Annotated in this window: 12 protein-coding genes; 9 read left to right on the top strand and 3 right to left on the bottom strand. The window is 49.4% G+C overall.

Annotated elements, in window-relative coordinates:
* Nucleotides 1-2: 2 nt before the first annotated feature.
* The 6 genes from NG346_RS12020 to NG346_RS11995 all read left to right on the top strand — a co-directional run bounded on the left by NG346_RS12020 (nucleotide 3) and on the right by NG346_RS11995 (nucleotide 9055).
* Nucleotides 3-1943: a RagB/SusD family nutrient uptake outer membrane protein gene (locus NG346_RS12020; protein WP_262280983.1), complete on the top strand. Its 1941-nt coding sequence runs from the start codon at nucleotides 3-5 to the stop codon at nucleotides 1941-1943.
* A 53-nt stretch (nucleotides 1944-1996) separates the two neighbouring features.
* A complete protein-coding gene (locus NG346_RS12015; RefSeq protein WP_262280984.1) occupies nucleotides 1997-4795 on the top strand; it encodes a SusC/RagA family TonB-linked outer membrane protein in 2799 nt (932 codons plus the stop codon).
* Between the two features lie 21 nt (nucleotides 4796-4816).
* The gene (locus NG346_RS12010) at nucleotides 4817-6508 is read left to right on the top strand and encodes a RagB/SusD family nutrient uptake outer membrane protein (RefSeq protein WP_262280985.1); all 1692 of its coding nucleotides are present in this window, start codon (nucleotides 4817-4819) and stop codon (nucleotides 6506-6508) included.
* A gap of 62 nt (nucleotides 6509-6570) precedes the next feature.
* Complete coding sequence (locus tag NG346_RS12005) at nucleotides 6571-7452, top strand: discoidin domain-containing protein (protein WP_262280986.1); 882 nt, start codon at nucleotides 6571-6573, stop codon at nucleotides 7450-7452.
* 185 nt (nucleotides 7453-7637) lie between these two features.
* The gene (locus NG346_RS12000; RefSeq protein ID WP_262280987.1) at nucleotides 7638-8762 is read left to right on the top strand and encodes a glycoside hydrolase family 43 protein; all 1125 of its coding nucleotides are present in this window, start codon (nucleotides 7638-7640) and stop codon (nucleotides 8760-8762) included.
* Between the two features lie 128 nt (nucleotides 8763-8890).
* Complete coding sequence (locus NG346_RS11995) at nucleotides 8891-9055, top strand: hypothetical protein (protein ID WP_262280988.1); 165 nt, start codon at nucleotides 8891-8893, stop codon at nucleotides 9053-9055.
* Between the two features lie 140 nt (nucleotides 9056-9195).
* On the opposite strand, the gene NG346_RS11990 is transcribed toward NG346_RS11995, so the two are convergent.
* Both NG346_RS11990 and NG346_RS11985 read right to left on the bottom strand, forming a co-directional pair.
* A complete protein-coding gene (locus NG346_RS11990) occupies nucleotides 9196-11655 on the bottom strand; it encodes a glycoside hydrolase family 31 protein (RefSeq protein ID WP_262280989.1) in 2460 nt (819 codons plus the stop codon).
* A gap of 286 nt (nucleotides 11656-11941) precedes the next feature.
* A complete protein-coding gene (locus tag NG346_RS11985) occupies nucleotides 11942-13576 on the bottom strand; it encodes a RagB/SusD family nutrient uptake outer membrane protein (protein WP_262280990.1) in 1635 nt (544 codons plus the stop codon).
* Nucleotides 13577-14000: 424 nt separating this feature from the next.
* Between NG346_RS11985 and NG346_RS11980 the strand changes: the two genes are divergently transcribed.
* The 3 genes from NG346_RS11980 to NG346_RS11970 are packed head-to-tail and all read left to right on the top strand — an operon-like array spanning nucleotide 14001 to nucleotide 16259.
* Nucleotides 14001-14564 (top strand): type IV toxin-antitoxin system AbiEi family antitoxin domain-containing protein, encoded by a 564-nt coding sequence (locus NG346_RS11980; RefSeq protein WP_262280991.1) that lies wholly within the window; start codon nucleotides 14001-14003, stop codon nucleotides 14562-14564.
* Nucleotides 14561-15433 (top strand): nucleotidyl transferase AbiEii/AbiGii toxin family protein, encoded by an 873-nt coding sequence (locus NG346_RS11975; RefSeq protein ID WP_262280992.1) that lies wholly within the window; start codon nucleotides 14561-14563, stop codon nucleotides 15431-15433. The genes NG346_RS11980 and NG346_RS11975 overlap by 4 nt, the downstream gene beginning before the upstream one ends.
* Nucleotides 15426-16259 carry a metallophosphoesterase gene (locus NG346_RS11970; RefSeq protein ID WP_262280993.1) on the top strand — a complete coding sequence of 278 codons (834 nt, stop codon included), beginning with the start codon at nucleotides 15426-15428 and terminating at the stop codon, nucleotides 16257-16259. Before NG346_RS11975 ends, NG346_RS11970 begins: the two co-directional genes overlap by 8 nt.
* 405 nt (nucleotides 16260-16664) lie before the next feature.
* Here the strand turns inward: NG346_RS11970 and NG346_RS11965 are convergent, their stop codons facing one another.
* On the bottom strand, nucleotides 16665-17900 hold the full coding sequence (locus NG346_RS11965; protein ID WP_262280994.1) for an IS4 family transposase: 1236 nt from the start codon (nucleotides 17898-17900) through the stop codon (nucleotides 16665-16667).
* Between the last annotated feature and the right edge of the window lie 250 nt (nucleotides 17901-18150).

Genomic DNA, 18150 nt, shown 5'->3' with positions numbered 1-18150 from the left:
AGATGAAAACTTTCAATAGAAACCATATATTCTTAGGTCTGGCTTTGGCATTTGGTCTCTTTGCTATGAGCCTTTCCTCTTGTACCGATGAATGGAAGTTCGGTGACGCCTTCCTGGAGAAAGCCCCGGGTGGCGACGTGACGAAGGACACCATCTTCAACAATGCCGAGTACACACGCAATTTCTTATGGAGTTGCTATGCTAAGCAGCACTATGGTCTGCCATTCTGCTGGTTAGGTCATGCGGCCCAAGGTATGAACACAGGCATCATTGATGCACTCTCCGATGAGGTGCACAGCCATTGCGACTGGGATGGCGTGAACCGCTTATACTATAGTGGTGCCTATTCTGCTCCTTCTACTGGAGGCAGTGACGGTGGCCGCTTCCCTTACATGAACTACGATGTTTGGGAGTGCGTCCGCGCCTGCTATATCTTCCTCAACAATGTAGACCGTTCACCATTGGAGGAAAGTGAGAAAACAAGATTGAAGGCGGAAGCTAAATGCTTAATCGCTGAACGCTATTTCGATCTCTTCCGTAACTACGGTGGACTGCCCCTTGTCAAGCAAGAATACGAAGGCACCGAGGCAAGCTACGAGCTTCCTCGCGCTACTGTCGCGGAGACGGTGAAGTTCATGACAGACCTTTTGGATGAGGCCGCTCCTGAATTGCCTTGGTCACTCGGCGATGATGAGAGCAACTGGGAAGGACGCTTCACCCAGGCCGGTGCCATGGGCTTGAAAGCAAAGATCCTTTGCTTCGCTGCTTCTCCTTTGTTCAACAATGCACAGCCTTACTGCACAGAGGGCGATCAGACCGCCAACACCAACCATCAAACTTGGTATGGCGATTATCAGGAAAGCCGTTGGCAGGATGTTGTAGATGCCTGCAAAGCTTTCTTTGACAAGAATGCACAGAACGGCAACGTCTACGCGCTGGTGCAGCCTACAGGTACGACACCTGGTGCTTACCGCTCTGCTTTCCGTAAAGCTTATTCTCAGCGTGGCACCTCAGAGGTCTTGATCTCTACCCGTGCACGTAATAAGGACTCCCATAACTATGAATATCTGTGGGCAACAGACTTCAACAGCAACGGTGGCTACACGCCTACTGAAGACTATATGGAGCAGTTCGATTGGAAAGACGGACATCCCTTTGACTATGAAGCCCTGGAGAAAAACGGTGATCTCGACACTATGTTCATCCATAAGGGTAAGCCACGTGAGCTCACGCGCGATCCGCGCCTCTATGAGACGATGATCGTCAACGGTACGCTCAACCGCATGGACATCAATGGCAATATGAGTGGTGAACAAGTGGAGTGCTGGGACGGTGGTAATGACAAACGCTCGAAAGACGAGAGTGGACAGTATGCCACAGGTATGGCCAACAATAAGTTTTATATGAACAAGGCCAACTCCAGCAACAACTATTGCAACTGGCCTTACCTGCGTATGGCCGAGATGTATCTCATCTATGCTGAAGCTCTGACACAGACTGGTCACATCACAGAGGCCATCCCTCATGTCGATGCCATCCGTGAGCGTGTCGGCCTGAAGGGACTCAAGGCCAGCGGCTATGATGTCTCTACGAAGGACAAGATGATTGCTGCCATCTTGAAGGAGCGCAACTGTGAGTTCGGATTGGAAGAGAGCCGTATGTATGATATGATCCGCTATCGTCGCTCCGATCTGTTCAGCAAACCGCTCCATGGTTTAAAGATCCGCCGCCTCGATGCCAATGGTCAACCCAATGATCAGCCTTATAAAGGTAATCATGCAACTGGTGAAGCTTTCCCGACCCACTTCTCTTACGAGCGTTATGTGCTCTCGAACAAGAGTCGCTCGTGGTGGACAAACTTCTCTACGAAGTGGTTCCTCTCTGCCTTCCCGACATCCGAGATCAACAAAGGCTATGGCTTGACGCAGAATCCAGGATGGTAATCCGGTGATGAGTCTATTATTAATGGTAATCTATATATTCAAATAGAAAATTCATGAAACGACAGATATTATTCGCCCTCACGATGATGTCGGCCTTTGCGGCACAAGCCCAGACAGACTCCGCTAAAGTGTCTCGCTATGCTGACACGCCCGTCAACATCGGCTTCGGCATCACACAACCTCTTTCAGAAAGCACGATGTCGGTGGCTACAAGCGCTGATGTCAACCGACGGTCCGCAAAGAACATCGGCAACTCTCTCTTTGGTCAGGTGCTTGGCCTCACCACGTTGCAGGGCAGTGGTGACTATGCTTCCTACGAGCCGTCTTTCTTCATACGTGGCTTACAAGGTCTCAACGGCTCCTCTCCTTTGCTCCTTGTTGATGGCATTGAACGCAATATTACCAACATCTCACCCGAAGAGGTGGAGCGAGTCACGGTGTTGAAAGACGCGCCAGCTACTGCGCTCTATGGTTATAAAGGCGCTAATGGTGCCATCAATATCATCACCAAACGAGGCAAGTACAACAGTCACGAGATCAAGTTCACATACGATCACGCCTTCAACTGGGAAGTGCGCCGGCCACAGTTTGTCAATGCTTATGACTATGCACTGGGACTGAATGAGGCTTATGCCAATGATGGCCTCACACCACGCTACGATGCCAATGCGCTCAGTGCGTTCAAGAGTGGCAAGTATCCTTATTATTTCCCTAACGTAGACTGGATTGCCGAGACATTCCGCAACCATGGTTCCAGTGACATCTTCTCGCTGAGCTTCCGTGGAGGAGGCAGTCGCCTGCGCTACTATACCGAGGCTTGTCTGGTCAACAATGCCGGATTTATCAAGAATGCCAATCTCAATGATGGTTACAGCACCCAGAATAAGTACCAGAAAGGTAACCTGCGTACCAACCTCGACATTGATCTGACTTCCACGACGTTGTTGTCTGTAGACCTTGACGGTGTGCTCTTGGAGGCATCCCGTCCCGGTTTGTCCAGTGACAACCTCTGGGGTAAGATCTATACGGTGCCCGCCGCTGCCTTCCCGATCAAGACAGAAGATGGCCTATGGGGCGGCAATGCTACGTGGGACGGCTACTCCAATCCGGTTGCTCTGACCGAAGGTCGTGCTTACAGTAAAGCACATACGCGTGCGCTCTTCGCCAATGCTACATTGAAGCAGGATCTCTCTTCTGTGACGAAAGGACTGAGTGCTTGGACTCGTATCGCTTATGACAATATCGCTGCTTACTGGGAGAACCACACCAAAGAGTATAAATATGGTATGAAGTCGGTCACTGGCTGGAAAGACGGTGAGCCTTCGGAGTACAGCACCTATACCGGTGGTAAGGAAAGCAACATGAGCAGTGACTCTAAGCTCGACTGGCAAAACAAAAACTTCAACTGGGGCATCGGCGTGAACTATGACCGATCCTTCGGTGAGCACGCCATCCAGAGCGTGTTGATGTGGAACTATGAGTATCGCAACTGGGACGGACAGAACAACACTTGGTACCGAACTACCGCCTCTTGGTATAACCACTATGGCTTCAAAGGCCGCTACTTTGCGGATCTGTCTCTGAGTCTGGCCACGAGCAACAAACTTGCTCCGGGGCACCGCACGGCTCTGAATCCCACCTTCTCCCTTGCCTGGCTGGCTTCGCGTGAGAACTTCCTCAAAGATGTCTCATGGATAGATTTCCTTAAGGCACGTGCTTCCTGGGGTATTGTCTCCATCGACAACATCCTTGGTGAAGGCTACTGGGAGCAGGTGTTCACGGGCGGTGACGGTTATAACCTGGGATCCAACTACGATGGTTACAGTGGTTGGAAAGAGGGCCGCTTGGCTTCGCTCAACAGCACACACGAGAAGGCTGAGAAATGGAACATCGGTGTGGACGGTACTTTCTTCAAAGGATTGAACCTGACCCTCGACGGCTATTATCAGCATCGCTATGATCAGTGGGTGTCCTCAAGCGGTAAGAACTCGTCGGTGGCTGGTGTCAACTTCCCTTATGTCAATGGCGGTATTGTCAACAGTTGGGGCTTTGAGGCAGGAGCGCAGTGGAATCATGAGATTGCACCGGCTCTCAACCTTGTAGCAGGAGTCAACTACACACTGGCAAAGAACAAGATCAAGGAAGAGTATGAGGAGCCGCGCGAGTATAGCTACCTTGAGCGTACCGGTCAGCCTGTCGGTGCAATCTTCGGCTATCAGGCTATCGGCTTCTTCAAAGATCAGGCTGATATCGACAATTCTCCTGTTCAGCGCCTGGGCACAGAGCCTAAGGCCGGTGACATCAAGTTCAAGGATCAGAATGGCGACAATGTCATCGATGAGCAGGATCAGGTGCGTATGGGGTATAACATTTCCTGCCCGGAAATCTACTATTCCTTTAACCTCGGCTTGGAGTATAAGGGACTGGGCTTCTATGCCATGTTCCAAGGTGTAGGAAACTATACCGCTATACTCAATACCCAGTCTGTGTGGAAGCCTTTGGTGGGCAACACCAATATCGGACAATATTACTACGAGCATTGTTGGACACCGGCAACAGCCGAGACAGCCCAGTATCCTCGTTTGTCTTCACAGGACAACAAGAATAACTACAACACCAACTCGGTATGGCTCGCTAACCGCAACTTCCTCAAGCTGCGCAATGTCGAGGTTTACTACAATTTCCCGAAATCGCTTCTCGCCCATACACGCTACATCAACAAGGCTAAGCTCTATGTGCGTGGCGTGGACTTGCTCTGCTTCGACCACATCAAGCGCGCCGATCCGGAGAACTATGGAGCCAACTATCCTCTTAACAGATCCGTCAATGTTGGTCTCGCACTGGGATTCTAAACTTCTAATCAAGACAAGATTATGACAATCAAAAATATCATATTGTTAGGAACGCTCGCCGTAGCAGCATTGGCGTCGTGCAGCGATGAGATGGACTACAAAGAGTATTCCAACTACGACAAGAAGTATGTCTTTAACAATTTCGACAATACCGTTAGCTTTGTCACCAACATATACAGTTATCTCGACTATGACTACGGAATTGTAGGTGAAGGCATGCTTGCCTCAGCCTGCGATGAGGCTGAGTATTCCTGGCGCTCAGGAAGCATCAACAACTTCACCAACGGTTCGCTCAGTGCCAACAATGCGCCATCGGTCTTTGGCTTCTATGGCGGTATTCGTGAGGCCAACTACTTCCTTGCCAACTATAAGGATTGTGACTTCTCGGAGTATCAGCTCAACAAGGACTACGCCAATCAGATGGCCCGCTTCAATCGTCTGCCCTATGAGGTGCGCTTCCTGCGTGCTTACTTCTATTTCAAATTGGTGAGCTTTTATGGCGATGTGCCGTTCTACACGGATGTCATCAGCACCGACGAGGCAAACGCCTTGGGTCGCACACCGGCTAAGGACGTGCTCGACTTCGTTGTCAAAGAGTGCGACGAGATTGCTCCTCATCTGCCTATTAGCTATGGTACGCTGGAGAACGATGCTGCTGCCGGTGAGACAGGACGTGTCGGACGCTTGGCTGCCATGGCCTTGAAGGCTCGTGCGCTCCTCTATAAGGCAAGTCCGCTGTTCAACACCAGTGGTGACAAGGAACTCTGGCATCAGGCTGCGCTGGCCAGTAAGGCTGTGTTCGACACTTGCGAGGACAATGACCTCTTCTTGGGTCAGTACAAGAATCTCTGGGGAACCGACAACTGGCAGAACGACGAAGTGCTTTTGGCACGTCGCATCGGTGATCTCAACTGGCTGGAAACCAATAACTATCCCCGTGGTGTGGAGAATGGTAAGGGCGACAACTGTCCGACTCAGACACTGGTCGACGCTTATGACATGAAGTCTACCGGTAAGGCGTGGGATGACGACAACAGTGGATTTGATCCTGCAAAGCCATACAACGACCGTGATCCGCGACTGGCACTTACTGTTGCAGTTAATGGTGAGAAGAACTGGCCATCGTACAATGGCACTCCTTTGGAGACTTACTATGGCGGCGCGAATGGCGAGCCGCTCACCGGAGCCACGCCGACGGGCTACTACTTGAAAAAGCTTCTCGACGGATCGGTGAATATCTCCTCAGTCAACAGCAATACGAAGCGTCACTCTTGGGTTATCTTCCGTTTGGGTGAATTCTATCTCGATTATGCTGAGGCTGCCTTCCGCTATTTAGGCGGTGCTGATGCTACCAGTGCCGAGTTGACCATGTCTCCGCGCGAAGCACTCAACCAAACTCGTGTGCGCGCTGAAATGCCGGAGTTCCCGGAAGGTATGAGCAATGACACGTTCTGGAAGGACTATGAGAAAGAGCGTATGGTAGAACTGGCTTTTGAGGATCATCGTTACTTCGACATTCGCCGTTGGAAAGAGGGACCACAGCATGCCAACATCACAGAGATGAAGATCACCAAAAACAGCGACGGCTCGTTCTCCTATAAACGTCAGATCGTAAAGCGTGTCTGGGACGACAAACTCTACTTCCTGCCCATCCCTCACTCCGAGATGATGAAGCACACCAGTCCTGACTTCAAGCAGAATCCCGGCTATTAATGTTATTGTATGTTTCGTTTCATCATGCCCTGGTGAATGCCAGGGCACTTAATACGCATAACATGAAAATATTTAAATATCTATTCGCCGCTGCAATAGCCTGCGCTGCCTTTGCTTCCTGCGACGATAACTTCACAAATATTGAAGAGACGGGCTATCTCGCCCAGCCCAAGACCATTGATGCATCCTCTGTGACCTCGGAGGCTCTGCCTGGCGCAATCAAACTGAGATGGACGGTGCCGGCTGATTCGAGTTTCTCCTATATGAAGATCTCGTATGTCAATCCGGCTAATCAGCAGAAGGTGACAAATGTCGTCTCGATCTATACCGACTCGTTGCTGATCACCAATACCTTGAAACGATATGGCGATTACACGTTCACTTTCCAGGCTTTTAATGATAAGGGCGATGCCGGACAGCCTGTTGAGGTCAAGGCTCAGTCGGGCGCTGTGCCTCCAACGATTTCTTATGAGAAAGAGGATGAGGTGAAACTCTCTGCCAACCAGCTCAGCACTGATGATCAGGAACCTTCAGAGGGTCCGATTAAGAATCTTGTTGATGGCAACTCCAACACATTCTTCCATACTCGGTGGAGTAAGCCTCAGAAACCGATGCCACAGTATGTGCAGATCGACTTCAAGGAGGCTCACCAAGTGTTCATGCTTTACTATCAGAACCGTAATGGCTCGCAGCGCCCGCCAGCAGCTTTTGAGATTCAGGTGAGCAACGACGGCCAGAGCTGGGAAAAGGTATTTGAGGTGAGCAGTGGACTGCCAACAGCGAAGTCTTCGGAGTACACTACGCCTGGTATTGATGCCGGCAAGACGTTTACTCATTTGCGTTTCGTTGTCACTCGTGAGGCTTCAAACAGCAGCTTCTTCTGCTTGGCTGAGATGAAGTTCTACAATGCCAAGAAGATCGTGTACGATCCTGAGAATGACTAATGTCGTTTATGATAATGTTAAAGTAAGTAGATGGGGGGATATGCCGATCGGCTTTGGCATATCCCCTTTCCTTTCTCCTTACTGGTTGTGGCATGGGGAAAGAGAGCTACACATTATTATATATAGCTACACATTATTATATATAGAACACTGATAACGATATTATCTATAGAAAGGAGATAAAGATGACAAACTATCGACAAATATATCTGCTCGCCGTTTGCCTGTCCTTCTTCTCTCTCTCCGCAGCAGCGCAGAAGCCGATGGAGGGAGGACAGTGGAAAGACACGAGCGGGAAGCATATCAACGCACATGGAGGAAATATCATCCAGTATCGCGGCACATATTATTGGTATGGTGAGACTCGCAGCAACGGCGGACTGGTCAGCTCGCTCGGCGTGAGCTGCTACACTTCCAAGAATCTTCGCGACTGGACTTCCCGTGGCTTGGTGCTCAGTGTGACCGACGATACCAACAGCGACATACAGCGGGGATGTATCATTGAGCGGCCGAAGGTGGTATTCAACACCCGGACGAGGAAGTTTGTGATATGGTTTCATCTTGAGTTGAAAGGGCGGGGCTACGAAGCTGCCCGTGCTGCGGTGGCGGTCAGCGACAATCCTATGGGACCGTTCCGCTTTGTGCGGTCGGAACGTGTCAATGCGGGCTGCTATCCGATAGGCTTCTGTCTGCCCGACACGACCGACTTGCGCCATCAGCTACTCTTCCCTGAGTTGCAGACATGGTGGACACCGGAATGGCGGAAACAGATTGAGCGTGGCATGTTTTTCATGCGTGATCTCGAAGGCGGACAGATGGCGCGTGACCAGACGGTGTTTGTCGATGACGACGGCAAGGCTTACCACATCTTCTCTTCTGAGGATAATATGACGCTCAACATCGCGCAACTCACTGACGACTACCTCGGTCACAACGGTTCGTTTGTGCGTGTGGCTGCCGGTGGACAAAACGAGGCACCGACTATCTTCAAGCAGGATGGCACTTACTGGATGATCACGAGTGGCTGTACAGGTTGGGCTCCGAATGCTGCTCGTCTCTTTACTGCCAAGAATATCTTTGGTCCTTGGACACAACTGCCCAATCCCTGTAGGGGCGATGGTGCTGAGACGACGTTTGGCGGACAGGGTGCTTATATATATAAGGTGTCGGACGCAAAGCTTCGCAGACAGTTCGGTGGTGCCGAATATCTGTTCATGGCCGACGTGTGGAAACCGAAAGAGCTCGGCAACAGCGGTCATCTGTGGATCCCAATCCGCTTCGAGGACGGCAAGCCCGTGTTGAGGCGATAACCAAAGAAAACGCAGAAAATCGACAAACGATCGTGAAAACATCATCGTTTGTCGATTTTCTTTTTTAATTTTGTAGCGACAATGGCGTAATCAATGCCTAAGTATCACTGTTCTAAACTGATATTTTTATGAAAACAGAATTATACATTATCATCGCCGTGCTGTTTCTCCTGACCGTCATCATGATCTGGTGGGGTGTCAAAACCTTTCTCGATATACGTAGAAGACAGAAAGAGTGGAGACAGCCTCACCAGCCTCACCCCCGTACCCCTCTCCAAAGGAGAGGGGAGTGATTACTCTGGCTATACCAAACTACCATAGGAAGGTACCAAGGATTAGGCTGTTTGGAGAGAGGCTGGGGGGTGAGGCTGTTAGGATGAGGTTTTTCTCTCCCTTTTAGGGAGAGTTAGAGAGGGGCTGCTCCTTCTTCTTCTCAGATCTTTACCTCGCATTTCTTTCCTGTGTATTCCACGGTCTGCTCTGCCTTCTTGCCGTTGGCGGTGACAGCGGTGATGCGGAAGTGACGGCGAGTGAGCATGCCCTTGTAAGCTCCCTTGCGGTTGCCAATGGTCAGCGTGTGCGTGGCTTCGTCATAGTCAAAGGGGATGAGCGTGTAGCGCCCCCGCTCATAGTTGTAGTTGTTGCCCTCGTCCTCATAGAGTTCAAAGTGGCCGTTGGCTCCACAGTAGACTTTTACTTCCAAATCGTCCCACGGCTTCTCCGTGCTGTATTGCACGTCGGGTCCGAAAGGCAAGATGGCACCCGCCTTGACATATACCGGCATGATGTCGATAGGGCAGAGACGCTGGATCGTCTTGCCGCCGGCATGAGGCTGGTCGTTCCAGAAGTCATACCACAGCGTGCCTTTTGGCAGATAGACCGTCGTTGGCGCTGCGGCCTTGCTGACTTCGGGATAGATCAGATGTCCGCGTTTCAAGCTGTCCTTCCATGTGTACATCGGGTCTGTGACCGGCTTGACGAGCAGGTTGCGGCCGAAGAGATACTCGTTGTTGAGCGTTGCGGCATGGCGGTCATTGGCAAAGTCCATGACCAGCGCGCGCATCATCGTGCCGCTGTGGAGCGTGCAGTCAGCAGCAGAACTATAGGTATAGGGCAGCAGGCGGTAGCGTAGACGGATGTATTTCACGATAGCGTCGTAGCACCAGTCACCGGCTTTGCCAAAACGATAGAGCTCGCTGACCATCGGCGACGAGCAGTGGTTGCGCATCAGCGGCATGAAGGCGCCCCATTCCATCCAACGTGTTTGCAGTTCTTGCAGGGCAGGATTGTGGGGATCCTGCTCAAACTCCCAATAGAAGAAGCCACCGAGGTCTGTATTCCAGTAAGGGATGCCGCAGAGTGAATAGTTCAGTCCTGACGGAATCTGCTGCTTCATTTCCTGCCACGAGGCAAGGATGTCGCCGCTCCACGAGAATGTGCCGTAGTGCTGGATGCCGAAGGAAGCACTGCGTGTCATCATCAGCGCACGTTTAGCGTTTCCTTCTTTGGTGGCGCGCTGATGGTCGTAGATGCCCTTGTTGTGCACGAGTGGGAAAGCATTCTTCACGCTTCTCCACGATCCGTCGGCCGTCATCCAGTCGTCGTCGCCGGGCTTTTCGAAGTGATCAGGCTCTGAGGAGTCGGTCCACCAAGCGTCGAATCCCATCTTCTGCAGGTGGGACAGATACCTCCAATAGATGTCGCGAGCTTTCGGATTAAAGGCATCGTAGACTTTCACGCCTTGCTTCATGGGCCACGTGTCGAAAGGATAGAGGGCTCCGATGGCGTTGAGCTCTTTATATTGCTCGGTCCACGGTCCGAAGTTAGCCCAGATAGAGATCATCAGATGGCCATTGTTGCGGTGGACATAGTCTACCATTTCCTGCGGACTCTTGATGCGTGGCTGCTGTGGTTTCAGGTTTTTCATGTCACCGGGCAAGTAGCGTTGCCAGGCAGGATCTCCCACCTTATTAATATAGTAGGGGTTCATGAAGCGCATTGCATTCCAGTTGGAGTCGCATCCCCAGTATTGCCAGTCCTGTACCATTGCGTCGACAGGAATCTTCAGTTCACGGTATTTGTCGAGTACACCGACGAGTTCATCGCTGGTCTTATAGCGTTCGCGACACTGCCAGAAGCCCATGGCCCACAAGGGCGGCAGCGTAGCCTGTCCCGAGAGTTCACGTACGGAGGCGATGACGCCGTCGGCCGTGCCGTCGCGATAGAGGAAGTAGTAGTCGATAAACGGAGCCACCTCACTGCTCATCGTTGTCTCCGCAGCAGTGTCGTCGAACAGCGATCGTCCGGCGTTGTCCCAATAGAGACCGTAGCCTTTGCCGCTGAGGAAGAAAGGAATCGATATATATGTGTTGTGGTTCCACATCTCCACCTTCTGTCCGCGGTGGCTCATGAGCGTGTCACGAAGCTGTCCGAGTCCATATACGGCCTCGTCGCTGGCCAGTCGGAGACCTTGTCTGACCTGGTACTTTCCGTGGTCCACCTCGTGGGTGCAAGGTGTGAAGAGACTACCGGTGGCTTGCAGCAGTTCCTTGCCTTTGTTGTCGGCAAAGGTGATATAGCCCGTCCGTAGGTCGAGGGTGGCGTTGAGCATCGACGAGCTAAGCTTGAGCTTGCCGTCACGCTCTTCCTCGGTGATGGGCTCCGTGACGTTCTGCCCGGGTTTCAGCAGCACCGAGTAGCTCTTTTTCTGAATGTTTGTGTCCGTACCGGGAAACACTCTCACGCGCACGATCGATGGCGAGCAGAAGTTCAACTCGGTGGCGTGTCCGTCGATCACGCGGCAGATGCCGGTAAGGTTTTTACGTTTGGCAGCATGAAGCGGCAGCAACAGTGCCAGCAACAGCGTCAGCAGGATTGTTTTTTGTTTTGTCATATCATTGATTTGTTTAGGAATAGCTTTTTCGATCGCAAAGATAAGACATTTTCTTCAATGTGCAAAAGAAAAGCCGGGGAATTGTGAACGAATCTCATGTCGCTCTTTCCCTAAAACTCTCACACAGGGTTATGGACACACAGAGAAGCCTTTGCCTTGTGAGAGAGCTTGGAGAATAGAGGATTATAGGCAGCGGGCACAGACTCAGCTAAGACTTCCGTCTGTGCCCCGCTGTTCTTTTGTGTTTAGTAGATCTTTCTGAGTGGACAATTCGTCCGTAGTCAGATCAATTTCCTGAATAACCTGGATTTTGTTTCAGGTTGCCGTTGGTGAGTAGTTGCTTATTGGGAATCGGGAAGAGATTCTTTGTTGCGTCGCTGGCATCGTGTGAGAACCATGAGCGGGTAGAGAAGACGCCGAAGCGGATCATATCTTGGCGGCGTCGTCCCTCCTGCGAGAATTCCCATCCGAGTTCATCGAGCATTCTACCATAGGTGATGGTTGCGTTGTCGTGAGTGGTTTTATTGATGTCGCGTCGTCCATAGTCGTAGCAACTGTTACCCAAAAGTTGTTCACCGGTGACAATGGCTTTCTCAGGATGACTCTTGAAGTTGCGTTGACGCACCTCTGTGACCAGTTTCGCAGCTTCATCAGCATGACCAGTACGGAGCAGTGCCTCTGCTTTCATCATCAACACGTCGGCATAGCGCAACAGCGGGAAGTCGTTGCTCAGTCGGTTGGTGCTGTTCTTGGCGTATTCAAATTTGCCCCAGCGCAGCCCTTGGTTCTCTTCCGAGCCGTCGATGCTGTTGACCTCATTGACATAAGCCAGCGGTTTGCCGACCATGCCACCCATAGTGCATTTGAGTACTTCGCCGTCGGCAGAATACTGGGTGCCAGAGATGAAGTCATCGGTCAGTCGTTGATCATCCTTGTCAAAGGTGTTTATATACTGTGGCATGACGCAAACGCCGCCCCACGGAGTAGCCTGAAAGTTATAGGTAGCCTGATTTTCCGGTTGTAAGGTGTACATATGAAAGTCGAAGGCGTTCCAGTCTGTAACATACGTCTCGTCGAAAGGCAGAGCAAAGATGATCTCTTTGGAATTCTCATTGTTGGTGGCAAAGACATTCTTGCGCGTAGCGTCCAACGAATAGTGATGGCTGTTGATGACCTTGTCACACATCTCTATACATTTGTCGTAGTCTTTGTGTGTACCGTTGGAGAATACTTCAGAGTTGAGATACATCTTGGCAAGCAGTGTGTATCCAGCCCATTTGTTGAATCGGCCATAATATTCACTGGTCACCTTCTCGGAAAGCAGAGGAATATTCTCTTCCAGTTCTTTGACGATAAACTCATAGACTTGCTGTCGGGAACTCTGTTCGGGCAGGAATCCCTCAGGCACGTCAAACTTGGTGATGATGGGAACATTGCCGAAAAGATCGTCGAGCAGATAGTAGTAGGAAGCACGCAGAACTTTGAGTTCTGCCATCACGTTCTCATTGCTATCACCGAGTTCGACTTGTCCGGACTCAATCTGATAGAGCACGCGGTTGCACGCGTTGATACCGTCGTAGGTGCGCACCCAACTGTTGAGCGGTATTTCGTCCTCGCTGGTCCACTTGTGTTGGTGCATACGTTTATACACACCGCCATCAACCCACCCATTGGGTCTTGCCGGAATTACATCCTCGTCGGTGCAGAGCATCTCTGCTCTTGCCACACCATTCCACAGAAGCATCGTCTTGCGCCAGGAGACATAGGCCGACGAGAGCAGTGAGGCCACATCCTCATCGGTCGGCTTGAAGCCGTCAGCGATTACGCTGTTGTAGCTGGTGTCCTCTAACTGGGTGCAAGAAGACATCATTGCGCAGGCAGCAAAAGCCGCCACACATATATTGAAAAGAGTGAATTTCATGTGGGAATATAATGTTGATTGATTATCAATTAGTTACAAAGTAAAAGGTACAAAAATATTCGCATAGAAATCCAGTAATTTATTGACATTCTATGCTATTGATACGTTTTAGCATTAGTAAACTTTAAAAGTTGATGCTTAAATTTTAAATATTATTTTATGTCAGAGATGGCTGGAGTAAAGATACCAGAAAGAACTTCCTTTGATGAGTTGTCGGAAAGACTCTTCAAAGAGGTGACGATAGCTGGCAAATGATTCCTGATTTTAATATTTGAACAAGCCATACTCAAGAGCTTTCTTTCAAAGGATCATGACAATCCTTATAAAAGAAGACAACCAGTCTCTAGAAAACTAAAAAAAAGTATGTACGAACATACATCACTTTGGAAATAATGTTGTACCTTTGTACACAAAACAAAACAGTATGGCTACAACAAAGACCTTTATCTCTTCTGTCGGCGCTAAGTCACAAGGCAGATACAGCTATTACAAGATGTTGTCAGAGGCCAGGCAAGGCGACTTGGTCAAGGTAAAGCGTGGCGTATATGCAAGCCCGGAACAGTTGGCAGACACGATGGTTGACATTGACAAGCTCGTGCCAAATGGTATTCTTTGCTCTTTCTCTGCATGGAGTGCGTATCGCTTGACCACAGTCATTCCACAAGCCTTTCATGTGGCTCTCAAGAGAGGAAGAAAGGTAACGCTACCGGACTTCCCGGCCATTGAACTGCATTATATGACGGACAAGCTCATGGAACTTGGCTTGACAACTAAAGACATCAATGGCTATCAAGTCAGAATCTTTGATATGGAGCGTAGTGTCTGCGACGCTATCAAATTCCGTAATAAGGTTGGGCAAGATGTATGTTCAGAAGTAGTCAACAGTTATCTCAAATTGCCGGAAAGGAATCTTACAAGACTTGTTGATTATGCCGAGAAACTGCGTGTAAAGAATACGTTGAACCACTATCTTGAGATTGCGCTATGAATGAAAAAACGAAAAACTACGGGAAATCCATCAGAAGCAAGTTGCTGAATGTATCCAAGCAAGAAGGTATATTCTACCAGACGGTTCTGACGAGATATTTTCAGGAGCGTGTTCTCTATAGACTCTCGCAGACACGCTATCGCGACCACTTCTTTCTCAAAGGAGGTGCCTTGATGTATGCGCATGAGAGGTTTGCTGCCCGTCCTACCTTAGACATTGATTTCCTCGGAGCTGGCATCAGTAACAATGGCGGTCATATCGTAAGTGCCTTTCGGGAAATTTGTTCTGTTGACTGTCCTGAAGATGGAGTAGCATTTGATGTAGAACGCGGCACTTCTGAGAATATCACCGAGCAAAAGGATTACCATGGCATACGGCTACACATTCCCGTCGCTATGGACACCATTTCCCAGGTGCTCTCCATGGATATTGGCTTTGGAGACATCATCACGCCTTCACCTGTTCAGCTGGATTATCCGCTGCTTATCAGCACGCTTCCGCAAGCCAGCATCATGGCGTATTCTGTGGAAACCGTCATCGCAGAGAAAATGCACGCCGTGATAGACCTTTGCAATCAAAGCAGCAGGATGAAAGACTATTACGACCTGTTCCATCTACTTCATGAAGGAAAGTACGCCCCGGAAACATTGACTGATGCCGTTGTCAACACATTCTGTAACCGGCATACCGGCTATACAGAAGATGCTGTTTTCTTCTCACCATCGTTCAAAGATGACCTTATGCTGACCACCCGTTGGAAAGCTTTCATGAGAAGAATAAAATCAGACAATTCACTTACATTCTCTGAAGTGGTAGTCTATCTGCAAGATGCACTTAGATCTTATTGGGAGGCATTACGCCATGATTGATAAAAACATACCGTTATTCCAGTTCCCTGATGCCAAGCAGATAGTAGTCTGTGGTGACATTCACGGTGACTTCAACCTACTGGTTCACAAGATGTGTGTCACATACGACATACATGATACGCTGTTGATTGTCGCCGGGGACTGCGGCTTTGGCTTTGAGAACAAAGGCTACTACGACAATATCGTCAGGAGAAACAGCCGGCGGATGAACAGCTATAATAACTGGATTGTGTTTGTTAGAGGCAATCATGACAACCCAGCATATTTCGACGGAAAAGTATTTGCGCACAAACGCTTCTTGGCCGTCCCTGACTATTCCGTCATAGAAGCTTGTGGGCATCAAGTCCTTTGCATAGGCGGAGCCATCTCTATAGACCGTCGATACAGAAAAGAATGGCAGGAGAATCCAAAACATCTTATTGACCGTTCTTGCGCATTAGCCCCCAACGTCTATTGGGAGAATGAAGCGCCAGTATATAATGAGGAGCTTCTTGGCAAAATCGGTGAACATTATCAGATAGATACTGTAGTAACGCATTCGGCACCATCGTTCTGCGAATTGCTCAATAAGAACGGGCTTGACGATTGGGCACAGCAAGACAAGTTGCTTCTTAGTGATGTCGCATGTGAACGGATGACGATGGATAATATCTACGAGAAGCTGAAGGCAATGAATATGCCATTATCCAAATGGTGTTACGGACACTTTCATCAGAGTCATCATGAATCCATTGATGGTATTCTATTTTCCATGCTTGACATCATGGAGATAACAACTCTTGAAAGCCCAAGACTGGCTACCCAAGAAGTTCGTGAAACGGATTAGGGAAGGCATCTATGAGTCGAGTACAGCTTGCTGAGCTCACTCACACGACCAAATCGCATATCTCAAGATCGAAAATGGCATCATCACGTCCGGTGTCGGTTCCTTTTATAGGATCATTAGTGCCCTTGGAATGAGAGTAGAAGTCGTGAAGCCTGTGTATTGAACGCAATTTTCCTGTTTTCCTATTTTGCGCCACCCAAGACCGATTTTATGGTCAGTTAGATACAGTTCTCTCAAGACGCGTTATCTTTTAGCGTCATTTTGCAACACAATGTCGTATAAATCCTTTTGTTTGCTGTCCATTTGTAAAATTATATTGGTGTCCGCTAAACAGATATAACGACTTATGGAATCCCTTTGGTTTAAAGAAATCCCGCTCTAAGCATTATGCGACAAGCCCCTCCTTCAATTTTGTTCACTTTCAGGAGGGGCTTCCAAAGCCTTCTCCAATGCTTCCTCCCAATCCTTTTCCGGGTGTTCCAAGAATCCATGAACGTCAATATAGTACATGAGCATTATCCTGACCATTGTAGCAAGCCCGGAGAAGCTCCATGACCGCGTAGTGCTCTTTTGCAGCAGCATCAGCAACAGATTGGCTATCAGTGTCACCCAAATCTGTATTTTGATGGCATTAGCGCTCTCGCCATAGAAATACCTTAACGGGAAATTCTGTTTCAGTTGCTTGAATAGCGACTCTATTTCCCATCTAGCGTCATACGTGGCCACTATTTCTTCATAAGCCGTCTCCAAATCATTTGTAAGCAGCCTCGTGAGTTTCGGCTTCTTTGGATTTTTCATATTGACGTAGGTTATGATGCGCGCCTTGTGCACAATGTCTTCCCCGTCCTTTACCTTCTTCCTGAATTCCACAAGTTCCTCCCGCCATACCATCAGACCGCCGGTATCCATATGCCATACGCTTGACAAAGTCTTGTAAGTCAGGTTGCTTTTCATCTTTGTCACATACGTGACACCCTTCCGCGTGAGTTCCTCGAACTTCTGATAATCTATGTATGCCCTGTCCATGGCCAGAACGTCGCCTTTGGTCAGCTTCTCCGGCGATAGAAGGAAATGGTCATGCGTAGCCGCTGACGTGAACTGCACGTCACACGGCACGCCCTCGTTGGCATGTATGGTCGTATGCACCTTTATGCCTCCTTTCTTCTTACCTGTCTTGGGATTCCTGCCGACACCCTTGAAAATGAGGTTGGAGAACAGGGTTACTGTGGTGGAGTCAATGATTTTGATGTTTCTGAACCACCGGGGAGTGTTCCTGGAGCGGCTGTCCGATGAAAGTTTGTCCTTGTAGTGGTAATAAAGGCTGGAGTATATCTTGCCGAACACCTTCTCCGGCCGCCTGGCGTTGGCATCAGCCAGCGTGCTGCGACGTGGAAGGTCCTTTATGCCCAGATGACCGAGCTTGCGGCACTCCATCATCGTTGCCGAGGTTATTTCGCGAAGAGAATCGAAACGCATTATCACGGCGTAAAGCATGATTGTCAGGTGACACCATGCGTTGAACTTCTTTACATACCGCTCGCCACCGTTCTCGCGGCTTATTTTAATGATCTTCTCCTTTTTAAGGAAATTTAATAGCTGTCCCAGTATCGGCTGTCCGATAAAATGTGTACTTTTGCCCATAGTTACTTGGTCTTTTTACAAATACAAAAGTAACACAAAAGGCTGGATTCCAAGCGAGGAATTCAGCCTTAATTTTGGTCACACTGTTCAGGTTTTAGCGGACACCAATAGTAAAATTACAGATTTTGTGGGTCAGTTGCAAAAGTCCGTGGATGCCTTAGGGGGAGGGCTAACCAAAATATATTGCCAAGTGGTATACGAAGAAAGGAATAAAGTTTGTACCTTTGCCACATGACAAAGACAAATAGCT

The organism is Hallella absiana (genome assembly GCF_025457485.1).
Taxonomy (GTDB): Bacteria; Bacteroidota; Bacteroidia; order Bacteroidales; family Bacteroidaceae; genus Prevotella; species Prevotella absiana.
The sequence above is the reverse complement of the archived record's forward strand: the minus strand, read 5'-3'. Positions and strand labels throughout refer to the sequence as shown.

What these genes read in the sequence shown, in the direction of transcription:
- NG346_RS12020 (WP_262280983.1), top strand. Translation starts at nt 3, where the DNA reads ATGAAAACTTTCAATAGAAACCATATATTCTTAGGTCTGGCTTTGGCA.
- NG346_RS12015 (WP_262280984.1), top strand. Translation starts at nt 1,997, where the DNA reads ATGAAACGACAGATATTATTCGCCCTCACGATGATGTCGGCCTTTGCG.
- NG346_RS12010 (WP_262280985.1), top strand. Translation starts at nt 4,817, where the DNA reads ATGACAATCAAAAATATCATATTGTTAGGAACGCTCGCCGTAGCAGCA.
- NG346_RS12005 (WP_262280986.1), top strand. Translation starts at nt 6,571, where the DNA reads ATGAAAATATTTAAATATCTATTCGCCGCTGCAATAGCCTGCGCTGCC.
- NG346_RS12000 (WP_262280987.1), top strand. Translation starts at nt 7,638, where the DNA reads ATGACAAACTATCGACAAATATATCTGCTCGCCGTTTGCCTGTCCTTC.
- NG346_RS11995 (WP_262280988.1), top strand. Translation starts at nt 8,891, where the DNA reads ATGAAAACAGAATTATACATTATCATCGCCGTGCTGTTTCTCCTGACC.
- NG346_RS11990 (WP_262280989.1), bottom strand. Translation starts at nt 11,655, where the DNA reads ATGACAAAACAAAAAACAATCCTGCTGACGCTGTTGCTGGCACTGTTG.
- NG346_RS11985 (WP_262280990.1), bottom strand. Translation starts at nt 13,576, where the DNA reads ATGAAATTCACTCTTTTCAATATATGTGTGGCGGCTTTTGCTGCCTGC.
- NG346_RS11980 (WP_262280991.1), top strand. Translation starts at nt 14,001, where the DNA reads ATGGCTACAACAAAGACCTTTATCTCTTCTGTCGGCGCTAAGTCACAA.
- NG346_RS11975 (WP_262280992.1), top strand. Translation starts at nt 14,561, where the DNA reads ATGAATGAAAAAACGAAAAACTACGGGAAATCCATCAGAAGCAAGTTG.
- NG346_RS11970 (WP_262280993.1), top strand. Translation starts at nt 15,426, where the DNA reads ATGATTGATAAAAACATACCGTTATTCCAGTTCCCTGATGCCAAGCAG.
- NG346_RS11965 (WP_262280994.1), bottom strand. Translation starts at nt 17,900, where the DNA reads ATGGGCAAAAGTACACATTTTATCGGACAGCCGATACTGGGACAGCTA.